14 protein-coding genes are annotated in these 14247 nt (G+C 67.8%); 7 read left to right on the forward strand and 7 right to left on the reverse strand.

The window, feature by feature from the left end:
- Positions 1-7 precede the first annotated feature (7 nt).
- The 7 genes from L2Y96_RS09440 to L2Y96_RS09470 form a co-directional block, all read right to left on the reverse strand.
- Positions 8-607, reverse strand: a complete 600-nt coding sequence (locus L2Y96_RS09440; RefSeq protein WP_247336061.1) for an IMPACT family protein — start codon at positions 605-607, stop codon at positions 8-10.
- Positions 604-1704: a hypothetical protein gene (locus L2Y96_RS09445; protein ID WP_247337248.1), complete on the reverse strand. Its 1101-nt coding sequence runs from the start codon at positions 1702-1704 to the stop codon at positions 604-606. Before L2Y96_RS09445 ends, L2Y96_RS09440 begins: the two co-directional genes overlap by 4 nt.
- A gap of 4 nt (positions 1705-1708) precedes the next feature.
- A complete protein-coding gene (locus L2Y96_RS09450) occupies positions 1709-2260 on the reverse strand; it encodes an RNA polymerase sigma factor (protein ID WP_247336988.1) in 552 nt (183 codons plus the stop codon).
- Between the two features lie 44 nt (positions 2261-2304).
- Positions 2305-4137: a vWA domain-containing protein gene (locus L2Y96_RS09455; protein ID WP_247336063.1), complete on the reverse strand. Its 1833-nt coding sequence runs from the start codon at positions 4135-4137 to the stop codon at positions 2305-2307.
- A gap of 56 nt (positions 4138-4193) precedes the next feature.
- Positions 4194-5690 carry a GGDEF domain-containing protein gene (locus tag L2Y96_RS09460; RefSeq protein ID WP_247336066.1) on the reverse strand — a complete coding sequence of 499 codons (1497 nt, stop codon included), beginning with the start codon at positions 5688-5690 and terminating at the stop codon, positions 4194-4196.
- 114 nt (positions 5691-5804) lie between these two features.
- Positions 5805-6521, reverse strand: a complete 717-nt coding sequence (locus L2Y96_RS09465) for an anti-sigma factor (protein ID WP_247336069.1) — start codon at positions 6519-6521, stop codon at positions 5805-5807.
- On the reverse strand, positions 6518-7078 hold the full coding sequence (locus L2Y96_RS09470) for a sigma-70 family RNA polymerase sigma factor (protein ID WP_247336071.1): 561 nt from the start codon (positions 7076-7078) through the stop codon (positions 6518-6520). The genes L2Y96_RS09465 and L2Y96_RS09470 overlap by 4 nt, the downstream gene beginning before the upstream one ends.
- Positions 7079-7213: 135 nt before the next feature.
- Here L2Y96_RS09470 and L2Y96_RS09475 point away from each other — a divergent pair, with 135 nt between their 5' ends.
- From L2Y96_RS09475 to L2Y96_RS09505, 7 genes are all read left to right on the forward strand, one after another.
- Positions 7214-7954, forward strand: a complete 741-nt coding sequence (locus L2Y96_RS09475; protein ID WP_247336074.1) for a hypothetical protein — start codon at positions 7214-7216, stop codon at positions 7952-7954.
- Between the two features lie 73 nt (positions 7955-8027).
- The gene (locus L2Y96_RS09480) at positions 8028-8957 is read left to right on the forward strand and encodes an acyl-CoA desaturase (RefSeq protein WP_247336077.1); all 930 of its coding nucleotides are present in this window, start codon (positions 8028-8030) and stop codon (positions 8955-8957) included.
- 3 nt (positions 8958-8960) lie between these two features.
- Complete coding sequence (locus L2Y96_RS09485) at positions 8961-10229, forward strand: NAD(P)/FAD-dependent oxidoreductase (RefSeq protein WP_247336079.1); 1269 nt, start codon at positions 8961-8963, stop codon at positions 10227-10229.
- A complete protein-coding gene (locus tag L2Y96_RS09490; protein ID WP_247336082.1) occupies positions 10226-11014 on the forward strand; it encodes a DUF1365 domain-containing protein in 789 nt (262 codons plus the stop codon). The genes L2Y96_RS09485 and L2Y96_RS09490 overlap by 4 nt, the downstream gene beginning before the upstream one ends.
- The gene (locus tag L2Y96_RS09495; RefSeq protein ID WP_247336085.1) at positions 10995-12230 is read left to right on the forward strand and encodes an SAM-dependent methyltransferase; all 1236 of its coding nucleotides are present in this window, start codon (positions 10995-10997) and stop codon (positions 12228-12230) included. Before L2Y96_RS09490 ends, L2Y96_RS09495 begins: the two co-directional genes overlap by 20 nt.
- Before the next feature lie 5 nt (positions 12231-12235).
- A complete protein-coding gene (locus L2Y96_RS09500) occupies positions 12236-13006 on the forward strand; it encodes a DUF1295 domain-containing protein (RefSeq protein ID WP_247336991.1) in 771 nt (256 codons plus the stop codon).
- Between the two features lie 63 nt (positions 13007-13069).
- Positions 13070-14098, forward strand: coding sequence for an SAM-dependent methyltransferase (locus L2Y96_RS09505; protein ID WP_247336994.1), 1029 nt, complete (start codon positions 13070-13072; stop codon positions 14096-14098).
- Positions 14099-14247: the final 149 nt, after the last annotated feature.

Here is a 14247-nt window from a genome sequence, read left to right on the forward strand (position 1 = left end):
GGGTATGTCAGGCGTCGAGAGGCTTGGGGGTGGTGCGGCCGCGGGTCGCGTCGACGAGACGGACGGTGATGGCGTTGAGTTGGTCTACTGGCGCGGAGACGATGAGGGTGGCGCCGTCGGCGAGGAAATGTTCTTCGTCGATGGTGCCGTCGAGTTCGCGGATACGGGCGGTGACGAGTGCCAGGTCGGCGAAGTCGACGCGCAGGGTGAGCTGTCCGGTGGCGATGATTGGTACGCGGGGCGCAAGGCGCAGGCATTCTGCGGCGCTGCCGCCGTAGGCACGCACGAGGCCACCCGCGCCGAGCTTGATGCCGCCGTACCAGCGCGTGACGACCACGGCCACGCGATCGCAGCCCTGGCCGTCGATCGCGGCGAGGATCGGGCGGCCGGCCGTACCGCCAGGTTCGCCGTCGTCGTTGAAGCGGTAGGCATCGCCGATGCGGTACGCCCAGCAGTTATGCGTGGCGCCGGGGTCGCCGACGGACTGGAAGAAAGCCAGGGCATCCGCGGGTGCCGTCACCGGCGCGGCTTGCGCGATGAACCGGCTCTTCTTGATCTCTTCCTCGTGGCGGAACGGAGCGGCGAGGGTGGCTAACGGCGTGCTCAAGGTTTCAGGTCGCGGAGGTCTTGCGGTACGTCGTACGCAGGATACAGGCGGCGGAGTTCGGCGAGCTTGCGCAGCGCTTCGGCGCGGTTGCCGTTGTCCAGCAGGCGGCGGATTTCGCCGACGCGATCGTCAGGTGGCAAGCCCGTAGGTACCGGCTTTGCCGTGATCAGGCCCTGCGCCACCGGCGCTACCGGAGCGGGCTGTTGTTCGGGTGGCGCCGCCGGTGCGACCGGGGCTGGCTGCTGCTCGGGCAGCGGAGCGGGTGCCACGGGTGCCATGGGTGCCGGTTGCACCATCGGCGCCGGCTGCACCGTGGGTGCCGCGGAGGTGACCGGTGCGTTGCTGGGCCGCGCGGCGTTGGGATTGCTGTAGATCGCGTCCGGCGGGATCGGCGTCGGTGCGCGCATGGGCTCCTGCGCCGTCTGTGCGACCGGGGCGGCTTCGATGGGCGCCGCAGCGATGTCGGCGGGCGGCGCCGGGGGCGCGGGTGGGGCGGGCGGCGCCGGTGCCGGTAACGGCATGGGTGGGCTCGGCGGCGGGGCGCTTCGCGGTGGTGCGAGTTTCTGTTGGCGTCGGAACGTGGGGTGGGACGCGTAGCCTTGGGGGGTGTCGCGAGAGGCGTCGCCCACAGGGTGGGCTCCTACGGGGGGTTTGGTGTGTTCGGCGCGGGCGTTGGAGGTTGCGTCTTCGGGGGGCGCGTGCAAGCGCGCTTCTACAGGGGCGGTGTTCGGTGCGGCGTTTGCGTCTGCCTTGGCGGCCGCGGCGGGAGCGGCGGTCGGCGTTGCGGCGTCAGTGGGTGCGGAGGGCGTGCGCTGGGCGGCGCGTTCGGCGGCCGGGTCGCGGATGGGGATGTCGCGGACGTGCAGGCCGACGCCTACCGCGAGGACGAGGACGGCGGCGGAGCCGAGGGCGACGGGCCAGCGGGAACGGCGACGCGCGGGCGTGGCCGTGCTGCGCGTGGCGCGCTCGGCGGCGGCCAGTACGGCGGCGTCGAGCGCGGCGTCGGGCTCGGTCTTCGGCAAGCGTGCGTACAGCGCCGCGAGCTCGCGCTCGTCGGGCAGTTCGTCGTCGCTCGGTGGTGGCAGGTTCGGGTTCATAGGGTCAGGCAAACCACTGCTTGATGCGTGCCATGGCGTAGCGCAGGCGTGACTTGGCGGTCTCACGGCCGACGCCGGTGATGGCGGCGATATCCTCCAGGGAAAGTTCGTACTCCATGCGCAACACAAACGTCTCGCGCTGGTCGTCGGGCAGGCTGTCGATCGCCTGCTGCATGCGCCGGCGCGCTTCGAAATCGGACAAGGCGTGATCGGGCTGTTCGCGCTCGGGCGCAGCCTGCATGGCGAACACCGCGTCGGCTTCATCGCTGCTCGCCAGCGGCTTCAGCTTGCGAAAGCCATCAATCGCGAGGTTGTGCGCGATCTGCAGTAGCCACGTGCTGAACTTCGCCTCGGGGCGGTAGCGGTCGCGCGCCGCGATGACGCGCGCCCACGTTTCCTGGAACAGCTCATCCGCCACGGCGCGATCCTTCGCCGTCTTCAGCAGGAACCGGTACAGCGGGCCCTTGTGCCGCGCGTACAGCACCTTGAACGCAGCCGCGTCTCCGCCCGCCCAGGCGGACATCAGCGAGGCATCGTCGGCCAGGGGAGCATCCATGGCCGACGAGGTTACGGCATAAGGCGGCGTCATGGCAGCCCGGGTCAGCGCGTACCCGCGGCTACGGGCGTCTGCATGCCGCCTGCCAGATCGGCCAGGCGCGCCATGCTTGCGCGGTAACCACCTTCATCCTTGCCCAGTGCGCCGCGGGCGAGCGCGGCGACCTTGTCGTAGCCGAAGCCTTCGCTATGGCTGCCGCCACGCAGGTTGTCAGCGAAGGCAGCCACGGCAGCGGCGAAGCGCAGGCGTTCGCTGGCCGGCGTGACGGTTGCGGCGAGCGGCTGCTCGATCAGCTGGCTCGCACCACCGTCGGGCGCCTTGTAGCGCAGGCGCAGGAAAGCGAGTTCGTTGCCCTTCGCCGGTGACGCATCCGCGGTGCTGCCGTAACGCAGCGGGTCCACCGCGGCACCCTTCGCACCCTTCAGCGTGATTTCGTACAGCGCCGTGACATTGGCGCCCGCACCGATTTCACCCGCATCGACCGCGTCGTTGTTGAAGTCCTCGCGAGCCAGCATGCGCTTTTCGTAACCGATCAGGCGGTACTCGGCCACGACGCCCGGGTTGAACTCGACCTGGATCTTCACGTCCTTCGCGATCGTCATCAGCGTGGCCGACATCTCGTCGACGAGCACGCGGCGGCCTTCCTCGAGGCTGTCGATATAGTGGTGGCTGCCGTTACCGCAATCGGCAAGCGTTACGGCCATCTCGTCGTTGTAGTTGCCCTCGCCGAAGCCGAGCGTGGTGAGTGCGATACCGCTGCGGCGCTTGTCGGCGATACGGTCCTTAAGCTGCTGCACGCCGACGGTGCCAACATTGAAGTCGCCATCGGTGGCCAGGATCACGCGGTTCACGCCGCCCTTGATGAAGCCTTTTGCGGCCTGCGCATAGGCCAGGTCGATACCGGCGGCGCCGTTGGTAGAACCGCCCGCGCCAAGCGCATCGATCGCGGCATTGATCTTCGCGTGCTGGTCGCCCGGGGTGGCGGGCAATGCCACGCAGGTAGCACCGGCGTAGGTCACCAGCGAGATGCGATCCTGCGCGCGCAGCTTCGGCACGATCTGCTTCAGCGAGGCCTTGAGCAGGGGCAGTTTCGCCGGCTCGTTCATGGAGCCCGACACATCAACCAGGAACACCAGGTTCGCCGCCGGGATCTCGCTGGCAGGCACCGTGTAGCCCTGGATACCGACGAGGAGCAGCTGGCGGTTCGCGTTCCACGGCGAGGGCGAGAACTCCGTGGTCACGCTGAAGGGGCGTGAACGATCCTTCGGTGCGGCGTAGCCGTAGTTGAAGTAGTTGATGAATTCTTCGCTGCGCACGGCATCGGCCTGCGGCAGCTGGCCTTCGTTCAACAGGTGGCGCACGTTCGTGTACGAGCCGGTGTCCACATCGATGCTGAAGGTGGAAACCGGATCGGTCGCGGCTTCGTGCACCGGGTTGGTGTCACGGTGTGCATAGCGGCTGGTATCGACCGGTTGCTGGTAAACGCCGCCGGTATATCCGACCGGCATCGGCGCCATCATCGCTTGCGGGACGGCGCGGTTCTGCGAGACGTCGGCGGGCGGCGCAGGTGGGGCCGGAGGTGCGGGTGCGGGAGCCACCGCTACTGGTGCGGCTTCTTCAATGATTCCCATCGGCGGTGCCGGCAGCGCGGGCGGTGGCGATGCGACCTTGCGCTGCGAGATGGGCATGGGGCGGCGCGGCATCGGCGCTGGCGCGTAGCCATACACCATGGGCTGCACATCGGTGCAGTTCGGCCCGTCGGCAGGCATGAGTGAGTGCGAGCTATGCCGCGCGGGCGGCGACTCGGCGCCAACGGTACCGGCGGCGGCCACGAGGCCAGCGAACAGCAGGGAGAGTGGGGCGCGTAACGTGGTCATCGTGCATGGCCTCCTTGGGGACATGCAGATGAAACGGGGCAACCCGGCAAACGGGGTTAACCAGCGCGTGCCGCAGGTTCAATCCGTGCATCGCCGAGCCCGCCAACGCGGTTACGCCCGCCGTGCTTGGCCTGGTAGAGGGCGCGGTCGGCGGCGTTCAGCAGCTCGAGCGGGCCGCTGGCCGCGCTGGGCTGGATGGCCGCCACACCGATGGTGATGGTCAGCACGCCATAAGGGCTGCGCGGGTGCGAGATGGCCTGGGCCTCGACGTGGCTGCGCAGGTCGTCCGCGAGCGCCAGGGCCTCGGGCATGCGTGTGCCCGGCGCCACCACCGCGAATTCCTCGCCGCCGAAGCGGGCCAGGAAATCACCGGCGCGCAGGCCGCGGGCCATGAGCGTGGCAGCGAGTGCACGCAGGCAGTCATCGCCGGCCAGGTGGCCGTAGCGGTCGTTGTATTCCTTGAAGTAGTCGACATCGATCATCAGCAGCGCGATCGGCTCGCGCTGGCCGGGGCGGTGCCACTCACGCAGCAGCCGCTCATCCAGGGCGCGGCGGTTGGCCAGCCCGGTCAGGCTGTCGACGAAGACCAGCCCTTCGAGCTCATCGCGGCTGCGCGACAGGCGGAACTCTTCTTCCACCAGATCGACCTGGGCCAGCGTGCCACGCAGGCCAATGCCGACCACCGCGGCGATGGCGCCGGTGATACCGAGCGACGGGTAGCCGGGGATCACCATGAGCCCGAAGCCCAGCACGCTCATCGCGAGGAAGGTGGGGCTGGCGCTCTGCACGAAACGGATGAGGTACACGGGTGGGTGCCAGTGGCGCTGCGGCTTGCGCGAAAGTGTCGCGATGCACAGCGCCAGGAACGGCACTTCGAGCAGCGCATCCCACGGCGAGTCGCCGAAATCCGGATGCCCGCCGAGCGCGATGTAGTGGTTATAGGCGTAGCCGGAGACCGCGTAGCAGACGAAGAACGCCATGACCGCGCGGAAGAAGTAGTGGTCGTCGGCGCGGTCGGTGGCGAGGAAGCGCAACAGCGCCGCCACGGCCAGGCAGACATTTTCGAAATCGAGCATGTGCGCCACGTCCACGGCCTGCTGCGGGCCCATGGCGCCTTCCAGCGACACGATGGAGAACGTGCGCACGTAGAACAACACGCCGAGCAGCGCGGCCAGCACGAGGTCGATCGCCAGCGCCCACTTCTTGCGCGCGGCCACCGGTGCCGACGACACGGCGATGAGCACCGGCAGCACGTACAGGATGTAGAAGAACATGCTGTCGCCGGGCGCGGGGTTGGTGTTGTCCATCACGTAGTTCTGCCGCGCGGACAGCGACATGCCGACCGTCCACAGCATCAGGCTGCCCAGCAGGAGCAGCCAGCGCTTATCGCGCGGGGTACCGGAACGGTGCCAGGCAAGCACCGTGCTGGCCATGGCCGCCACCGCCACGGCAAAGAAAAACGCGTACGAGATCGCCATGCCGCCCGCGGGCGTCACCATCAGCGCGATCGCGTGGGCCGCGACGATAGCCGCCGCGGCGATGACGAGTTTCATGGCGTGCTTCATCCCCCTGCCTGCAACGCTATGGTCATATCGGCGGGCGCGCCGGAAAGTTGAGCACGCCGCTCAATATCTTACGGACGCTTTCTAGACAAATGTGAAGGCGGCTCACGCGGCGCGGATCGCACCCTTGGCGATGACTGGGCCGGTGGGCTGGCCGGTGGGCGAGCCGCCAGCCGGTTCAACCGAGACCGCCAGGGCCGCCGTCGGCCCGAGGCGATCGACCAGGGCGCGAGGCAGGGCGAAACGTTTGCCCTGCGCCGCGGGGAAGACGCCGACCGCGATGGGCGGTGCGCCTTCGGGGATAAGCCACAGTTCGGTATCGCGCCCCGAGGCCAGGGGCTCGGGGGTGGCCGGCACCAGCAACAACTCGCCGCGCTCGGGGTCCATGGTGGCCGTCCACGAGGCCACGCCGTCATCGCGCGCGATGGTGGAAACCATGAGCACGGCGGGCGTCGTCGCCGTCGGCGGTGCCGGAAGACCGGGGCGGGTCAGCGTGAGCACGAGCAGGCAGGCCGCGACCGCGGTGGCACCGACGCCCAGCCAGCGCCACAGCGCCAGGCTTTCCCACAGGCCCGGCCGGGCCTGGGCACCGAGCCCCAGACGGCTACGGATGCCCTCCCAGGCAGCCGCCGGCGGCGCCACCGCGGGCAGTTCGACGGCTAACGGGTTCAGCCATGCTTGCCATCGGCCGACGGCGGCCGCGGCTTCCGGCTGCTCGGCGACCTCGCGCGCCACGGCGGCACGCGCGTCGGCATCGAGCAGGCCGAGCACGTACTCGGCGTAGCGCAGGTGGTCTTTATCGTTGTCGGTTGAAGTGTTCATGCGCCGAGGCAAGCCCGCAGTTGCAAAAGACCGCGACGGATCCAGCTCTTCATGGTGCCAAGCGGCACGCTGGCGCGGTCCGCCAGTTCGTTATACGTAGCGCCGCCGAAGAAAGCTTCACGGATCGAACGACGCTGTTGGGCGTCGAGTTCATCGAGGCAGGCGTGCAGCTTGCCGTAGGCCTCGCCGGCTTCCGCCTCGGCGGCCGGCCCCGGGCGCTCGTCCACGATCGCGTCCCAGGCCACATCGCTGATGTGTGCGGCCGAGGGGCGCTGGCGCAGGCGGTCGATCGCCTTGTTGCGCACGACGGTGACGAGCCAGGTGAGCGCGCTCGACAGGGAGGGATCGAAGGTTGACGCTCGCCGCCAGACGGTGACGAACGCTTCCTGCAGGATGTCGTCGGCTTCCGCGGGGTCGCCTGCCAGGCGCATGCACACACCGAAGAGGCGCGGTGACGTGGCCTTGTACAACGAAGCAAACGCCTGCTCATCACGCGCGCCAGTGCGCCGTAGCAGGTCGTTCAGCGCATCCCGCTCAGCGGGGGAGGTAGCTGGCATCCGTGGAATCCCTGTCGTAAACGAGCGGGTTCGTGTTCTATAACACGATTGGCCGTCACGGAAACGCGACCGCCGCCGGGCCACCCTCGGTCCCGTACCCTTCCTGGGCGACACGCCTGCCAAAGGATTTTTCCTGTGACGACGAAACGCCTGGCCCTTGCGATGCTGGCCCTTGGCTTGCCGGCCGCCCATGCGGCGGAACGCTTCGCCGGCGATGCCATGCCGCGCGGTGGCGGCCCCGTGCTGTATCGGGAGATCCATTACGTGGACGGCCCGCGGCAGGTGGTGAGCTACCAGTGCCCCGATGGCACGCCGTTCGCGCGAAAGCTGCTGCAGTCGGGCAGTGACCCGGTGCGGCCCGATATGTCCTATGAAGACGCGCGTGAAAGTTTCCATGAGAGCGTCCGCGCGGTGGGTAACCAGATCGAGATCCGGGTCAAGCGCGCGGGGGCGGCCGAAGAGGCCCGTACCATCGATGTCCCGAAGGGCGCGGTCATCGATGCGGGCTTCGATACCTATATTCGCTCGCACTGGGATGCGCTCGATGCCGGCGTCTCGGTGCCGTACCTCGTCCCGAGCCGGTTCCGCTTCTACGACGTGAAGATCACCGGGGGCAAGACCACCCAGGGCCAGCGTCACCTGGCGATGAAGCTGGATGCCTGGTACGCCTTTGCCGCGCCGACCATCGCCATGGCGTACGGCGCGGGCGACCACCGCATCCTGCGTTACGAGGGCAAGGGTACGGTGCGCAACGCGAGCGGCAAGAGCTCCGATGTGAGTATCGACTTCCCGCCGTCGGGCCGGACGATGGACCTGCCCGCGAGCGCCCTGGACGACGCGCTGAAGGCGCCGCTGGCGACCAAGTGTCCCAGCTGAGTGCCGGGGCCGTGCATCCGTTCGCGGGGTTCGCCCGTATACGTCATGGACCATCCACGGAGCCGACCGAGCCATGCGTTCCCCCCTTGCCCGGCTAAACGCACTGCGCCGCTGGTTCGATACCGCCGACGGCGCGCCAGCGGAGACCGCGCGCGACGACCGGATCGACTGGCTGCGCGCGGCACCCTTCGTCGCGATGCACCTGGCCTGCGTGGCGGTGATCTGGACGGGTACGTCGGCGGTCGCGGTAGGCGTGGCGGTGGCGTTGTATGCGATCCGCATGTTCGCGTTGACCGGCTTCTACCACCGCTACTTCTCACATCGCACGTTCCGCACATCGCGCGCCGTGCAGTTCATCTTCGCCGTCATCGGGGCCGCCTGTGTGCAACGGGGGCCGTTGTGGTGGGCCGCGCACCATCGCCACCACCACCGTCATGCCGATACCGCGCTCGATCCGCATTCGCCGGGTGTGCATGGTTTCCTCTGGAGCCATGCGGGCTGGTTCCTTACGCCGCGCGGCTTCCGCACCCAGCTCGATCGCGTACCGGATTTCGCGGTGTACCCGGAACTGCGCTGGCTGGATCGCTATGACACCGCCGTGCCGGTCCTGCTGGCCATCGCGCTGTTCGGGTTGGGTACCTTGTTGCAACACGTGGCGCCGGGGCTGGGCACGACGGGCTGGCAGATGCTGGTGTGGGGTTTCTTCATCTCCACCACCGTGCTGTTCCACGCCACGGTGACAATCAACTCGCTCGCGCACCGCTTTGGCCGGCGCCGGTTCAGCACCCACGACGATAGCCGTAACAACGTCTGGCTGGCGTTGCTGACCTTTGGCGAAGGCTGGCACAACAACCATCACTTCTTCCCCGGCACGGTACGCCAGGGTTTTCGCTGGTGGGAGGTGGACCTGACCTTTTATGGCCTGTGGCTCATGGCACGGTTGGGCCTGGTGAGTGAGCTCAAGCCCGTCCCCGCCTGGGTGCGGGCGAAGATGGAGCACTAGCGCATGCGCGTCGCGGTCATCGGTTCGGGTATCGCGGGGCTGGCCTCGGCGTGGTTGCTGTCGCGTAGCCACGAGGTGACCTTGTTTGAAGCGGCGGACCGGCCGGGCGGGCACGTCGATACGCATCGGGTCACGTTGCAAGGCCACGAATACTCCGTGGACACCGGGTTCATCGTGCATAACCCCGTGCACTATCCGTTGCTCACGGCGTTGTTCGACGAACTGGAAGTGGCCACGCAGCCGACCACCATGAGCTTCGCCGTGCGCAGCGAAGCCTCCGGGCTGGAATACAACGCCACCTCGCTGAATACGCTGTTCTGCCAGCGGCGCAACCTGCTGTCGCCGCGCTTCCACGGCATGTTGCGCGATCTGTTTCGCTTCTACCGCGAGGCCCCCGCGTTGCTGGCGCTCCAGGGCGAGGGTCCAACGCTGGGTGAGTATCTCGACGAAGGCCGTTACGGTGCGATGTTCCGCGACGAGCACCTCGTACCGATGGCTTGCGCCCTGTGGTCGTCGGCCTCGGCCGGCATCCTGCGTTTCCCGGCAAAGTACCTCGTGCGCTTCATGGCCAACCACCACATGCTGCAGGTCTCCGGTCGGCCGGAGTGGCGCGTGGTCGCCGGTGGCTCCGCGCGCTACGTCGACGCGCTACGCGCCCGCTGGCAGGGGCGCGTGCGTGAATGCTTCGGCACCCCCGTGCTCTCGGTCGACCGGCACGGCGACAGGGTCGATGTCGCCACCCATCGCGGCGTCGAACACTTCGACGAGGTGGTACTGGCATGCCACGCTGACCAGGCCCTGGCGCTGCTGGGCGATGCGCATCCGCGCGAGCGCGAGATCCTGGGCGCCATGGCATACCAGCCGAACGAAACCGTCTTGCACACCGACGCCACGTTGCTGCCGCGCTCGCGCAAGGCCTGGGCCGCGTGGAACGCGTGGGTGCCGGCCGCTCCCGGCGAGGCCTGCACGGTGAGTTACTGCATGAACCTGCTACAGGGCATCCGCTCGCCCGAGCCGTTCGTGGTGACGTTGAACCGCACGCACGCCATCGATCCGGCGAAAGTGTTGCGTCGCCTACATTACGCCCACCCGGTGTATTCGCACGCTTCGGTGGCCGCGCAGGCGCGCCGGGCGGAGATCCAGGGGGTGCGCCGTACCTGGTTCGCTGGCGCCTACTGGGGCTGGGGTTTCCACGAGGATGGCATGCGTAGTGCCGTGGAACTGGCGGCCGACTTCGATCGTGTCGCCGTGCGGCGCGGGGTGATGGCATGAGCGAGCGCTTCGCCAGCGCGGTGTACGAAGGCGTCGTGACCCACAGCCGGCACGCGCCGCACCCGCATGCGTTTCGCTACCGCATGGCGCAGCTGTGGTTGGATCTTGACGAGCTGGATGCGGTGTTTGAAGGGCGCTGGCTCTGGTCGTCGCGGGGGCGCAACCTCGCCGAGTTCCGCCGTGCCGATTATTTCGGATCACCCGAGGTGCCCCTCGCCGATGCCGTGCGTGACCGCGTGGCGTTGTCGCTAGGTCGCCGTCCCGCGGGGCCGGTGCGCCTGCTTACCCATCTGCGTTATGCCGGGTTTGTGTTCAACCCGGTGAGCTTTTACTACTGCTACGAGGCGGATGGGGAAACCCTGGCGGCCGTGCTTGCCGAGATCACCAACACGCCGTGGCGCGAGCGGCACGCGTATGTCGTGCCGGCTGCGGAGGGGGCGACCCATGCGGTCGACGCGCAGTTCCCGAAAACCTTCCACGTCTCGCCCTTCATGCCGATGGATCGCACCTACCGCTGGCGCTTCACCTCGCCCGGTGAGCGGCTTGCCGTGCATATGGACGTACTGCGCGATGGCGAGCGTGAGTTCGATGCGCACCTCGCCCTGGCACGTCTTCCGCTGTCGGCGGCATCGCTGGCGCGCGTGCTATGGCGTTACCCGCTGATGACCGCGAAGGTCGTCGGCGCGATCCATCTTGAAGCGTTGCGTCTGTGGCTAAAGCGCAATCCCGTCCACGATCATCCCGGCACCTTGCCAAAGGGTCTTCATGAGCGTCGTCGTTCCTGATTCCACGGCCGTCGCGGCGACGCGGGGCCTGCGTTTCCTTCGTGCGCAGTTGCTGGCGCGCATGGCTGGCATGCGCCACGGCCGCCTGGTGCTGGCCGATGCGCTGGGGCGAGTGGAGCTTGGTGAAGCCGGGCATGCCGCCGCGGTGCACGTCACGGTGAACGATCTGGCCTTCTATCGCGCCGTGGCGACGAACGGCAGCGTGGGGGCAGGGGAAGCCTTCATGGATGGCCAGTGGCGCTGCGATGATCTCGTGGGCCTCATTCGCCTGCTGGTACGCAACCGCGACCTGCTCGACGGCATGGAAGGCGGCATGGCCCGTGTCGGCGGCTGGCTGATGCAGGCGTGGGGAGCCTTGCGGCGTAATACGCGCGAGGGTAGCCGGCGCAACATCGCCGCGCATTACGACCTGGGCAATGCCTTCTTCTCGCTGTTCCTGTCGGATGACCTGATGTATTCGTCCGCGCTATGGGACGGCGAGGACGATACGCTGGAGGCGGCCTCCCGGCGCAAGCTGGATCGCGTGTGCCAGTGGCTCGAGCTAGGCCCCGGTGACCGGGTCGTTGAGATCGGCACCGGTTGGGGCGGCTTCGCACTGCATGCGGCGCGCCACTACGGTTGCCACGTGACCACCACGACCATCTCCCGCGAACAGCATGCGCTGGCGAGCGCCCGCGTGGCGGAAGCCGGGCTGGGCGATCGCATCACGCTGCTGCTCGAGGATTACCGCGACCTGCAGGGTCAGTACGACAAGCTGGTGTCCATTGAGATGGTGGAAGCGATCGGCGCTGAATACCTCGATACCTGGTTCGCCAAGCTGGGCGCGCTGGTGCGCCCGGGTGGCCGGGCGCTGGTGCAGGCGATCACCATTGAAGACCACCGCTACGCGCAGGCGCTGAAGGCGGTCGATTTCATCAAGCGGTACGTGTTCCCGGGCAGCTTCATCCCGTCGGTCAACGCCATGCTCGCAGCGAAGACCCGGGCGACCGACCTGGCATTGCTGCGCCAGGAGGATTTCGGGCTGTCGTATGCGCGCACCCTGCACGCGTGGCGCGAACGTTTTCTCGCCGCGCGCGGTGAAGTGCGTGCGCAAGGCTTCGACGAACGTTTCCTGCGCTTGTGGGAGTTCTATCTGGCCTACTGCGAAGGCGGGTTCCTGGAACGCTCCATCGGCGTCTCGCACTTGTTGTTCGCCAAGCCGGGCGCGACGCCATGAGCACGCTGAACACCTTGCTCATCATCTGGCTGGCCGCCGCATGGGTGATGGCGGGTGGCTGGGCCTGGCAGCGGCGCGAGCGCAATGCAGGCATCGTGGATGCGTTATGGGCGTCGGGTTTGGCCGGTGCCGCCGTGTTCACGGCGCTGGTGGGGCAGGGCTCGGTGCCGACCCGCGTGCTGCTCGCCGTGCTTGGCGGGGCGTGGGGTTTGCGCCTGGCGCTGCATCTATGGCGCCGCGTGCGCGGCGAGCCGGAGGATGGGCGTTACCAGCAGTTGCGTGCGCACTGGCGCGGGCACCAGGGCAAGTTCTTCGGATTCTTCCAGTTCCAGGCGTTTCTCGTCGCGCTTTGCGCCGTGCCGTTCATCGCCGTGGCGGCAAATGACGAAGGCGCCGGTGCGTGGGCGATCGCGGCCGTCGTCACCTGGTTGGTCAGCGTGGGCGGTGAAGCGCTGGCGGACCGGCAGCTCTCGCGTTTCCGGGCGGACCCCGCCCACAAGGGCAAGACCTGCCGCGAGGGCTTGTGGCGTTACTCACGCCATCCCAACTACTTCTTCGAGTGGCTGCACTGGTTCACCTACGTGTTCCTGGCGGCGGGCTCGGCCCTGGTGTGGCTGGCGCTGGTGGGGCCGCTGTTGATGTACCTGTTCGTACGTTACGTGAGTGGCGTGCCACTCACCGAGGCGCAGGCATTGCGCTCTCGCGGCGAGGAGTACCGCCGCTACCAGCGCGATACGCCGGTGTTTTTCCCGTGGTTCCCCAAGGCAAGCTCGTGAGGACGCATGACGACGATCGCAGATAACGCCACGTATGCCCGGGAAAATACCGCGGCCACCGGCATGCTTGGCCTCGCCGAGCGCGGCTGGTTGCCGGATGCCGTGTTGCGCATGGGCATCCGCGGCTTGTGCGCGGAACGGCTTGCGCACGAACGGCGTGGCGGCGGTGAGGTCACCGCCACGCGCTTCCATGCGTTGATCGATGAGCTGCGCCACAGCGAGGTCGCGCTGCATACCGACGCGGCCAATGGCCAGCATTACGAGCTGCCACCGGCATTCTTCACCCTCTGTCTTGGCAGCCGCCTGAAATATTCGAGTTGCTACTACCCGCGGCCGGGCATGAGCCTGGACGAGGCGGAAGAGGCGATGCTTGCGCTGTACGGTGAGCGCGCGGAGCTCGCCGATGGGCAATCGATCCTTGAGCTGGGCTGCGGCTGGGGTTCGCTCACGCTGTGGATGGCGCAGCGCTTTCCACGGGCCCGGATCACGGCGGTATCGAACTCCGCGCCGCAGCGGCGGCATATCGAGGCGCGTTGCGCGGCGTTGAACATCACCAACGTCCATGTCATCACCGCCGACGTGAACACGCTCGCCCTGCTCGAAGGGGACTTCGATCGCTGTGTGTCCGTGGAAATGTTCGAGCACATGCGCAACTACGCGACGCTGCTGGGCCGGATCAGCCACTGGTTGAAGCCGGGCGGCAAGCTGTTCGTGCATATCTTCGCCCACCGCACCCTGATGTATCCGTTCGATACCAATGGCGACAACGACTGGATGGCCCGGCACTTCTTCACGGGCGGCCTGATGCCGGCGGCGGATACGCTGCTATGGTTCCAGGACGATCTGCGCATCGAGCGGCGCTGGCTGCTCGATGGCACGCACTACCAGCGGACCGCGAACCACTGGCTGGCCCGGCAGGATAGCCAGCGCGACGCGGTGATGGCCGTGCTGGCCGAGGCCTACGGGTCCGCCGCAGGCCTGTGGTTCCAGCGCTGGCGCATGTTCTGGATGGCCTGCGCCGAGCTGTTTGGCTATGCCGGTGGCCAGGAGTGGCTCGTGGCGCACTATCGGTTCACCCGGCCAGTGCCGTAAACCCCGGGGCAAAGGGGCTACGCATGGGACAGGAATGTCCAATCCTGCCATCTGTGCCTGCGAGACATTTCACCTTTTCCAGCCTGTTGGCTTGGCATGGGCGGCCGGCGGTCCCACGATCGTCTGTCTGTACCATCCGCAACGAAGGA

The organism is Luteibacter aegosomaticola (assembly GCF_023078475.1).
GTDB classification, from domain to species: Bacteria; Pseudomonadota; Gammaproteobacteria; order Xanthomonadales; family Rhodanobacteraceae; genus Luteibacter; species Luteibacter aegosomaticola.

Coding starts and splice junctions, on each gene's coding strand:
- L2Y96_RS09445 (WP_247337248.1), bottom strand. CDS start 1,704: ATGAACCCGAACCTGCCACCACCGAGCGACGACGAACTGCCCGACGAG.
- L2Y96_RS09450 (WP_247336988.1), bottom strand. CDS start 2,260: ATGGATGCTCCCCTGGCCGACGATGCCTCGCTGATGTCCGCCTGGGCG.
- L2Y96_RS09455 (WP_247336063.1), bottom strand. CDS start 4,137: ATGACCACGTTACGCGCCCCACTCTCCCTGCTGTTCGCTGGCCTCGTG.
- L2Y96_RS09460 (WP_247336066.1), bottom strand. CDS start 5,690: ATGAAACTCGTCATCGCCGCGGCGGCTATCGTCGCGGCCCACGCGATC.
- L2Y96_RS09465 (WP_247336069.1), bottom strand. CDS start 6,521: ATGAACACTTCAACCGACAACGATAAAGACCACCTGCGCTACGCCGAG.
- L2Y96_RS09470 (WP_247336071.1), bottom strand. CDS start 7,078: ATGCCAGCTACCTCCCCCGCTGAGCGGGATGCGCTGAACGACCTGCTA.
- L2Y96_RS09480 (WP_247336077.1), top strand. CDS start 8,028: ATGCGTTCCCCCCTTGCCCGGCTAAACGCACTGCGCCGCTGGTTCGAT.
- L2Y96_RS09485 (WP_247336079.1), top strand. CDS start 8,961: ATGCGCGTCGCGGTCATCGGTTCGGGTATCGCGGGGCTGGCCTCGGCG.
- L2Y96_RS09490 (WP_247336082.1), top strand. CDS start 10,226: ATGAGCGAGCGCTTCGCCAGCGCGGTGTACGAAGGCGTCGTGACCCAC.
- L2Y96_RS09495 (WP_247336085.1), top strand. CDS start 10,995: ATGAGCGTCGTCGTTCCTGATTCCACGGCCGTCGCGGCGACGCGGGGC.
- L2Y96_RS09505 (WP_247336994.1), top strand. CDS start 13,070: ATGCTTGGCCTCGCCGAGCGCGGCTGGTTGCCGGATGCCGTGTTGCGC.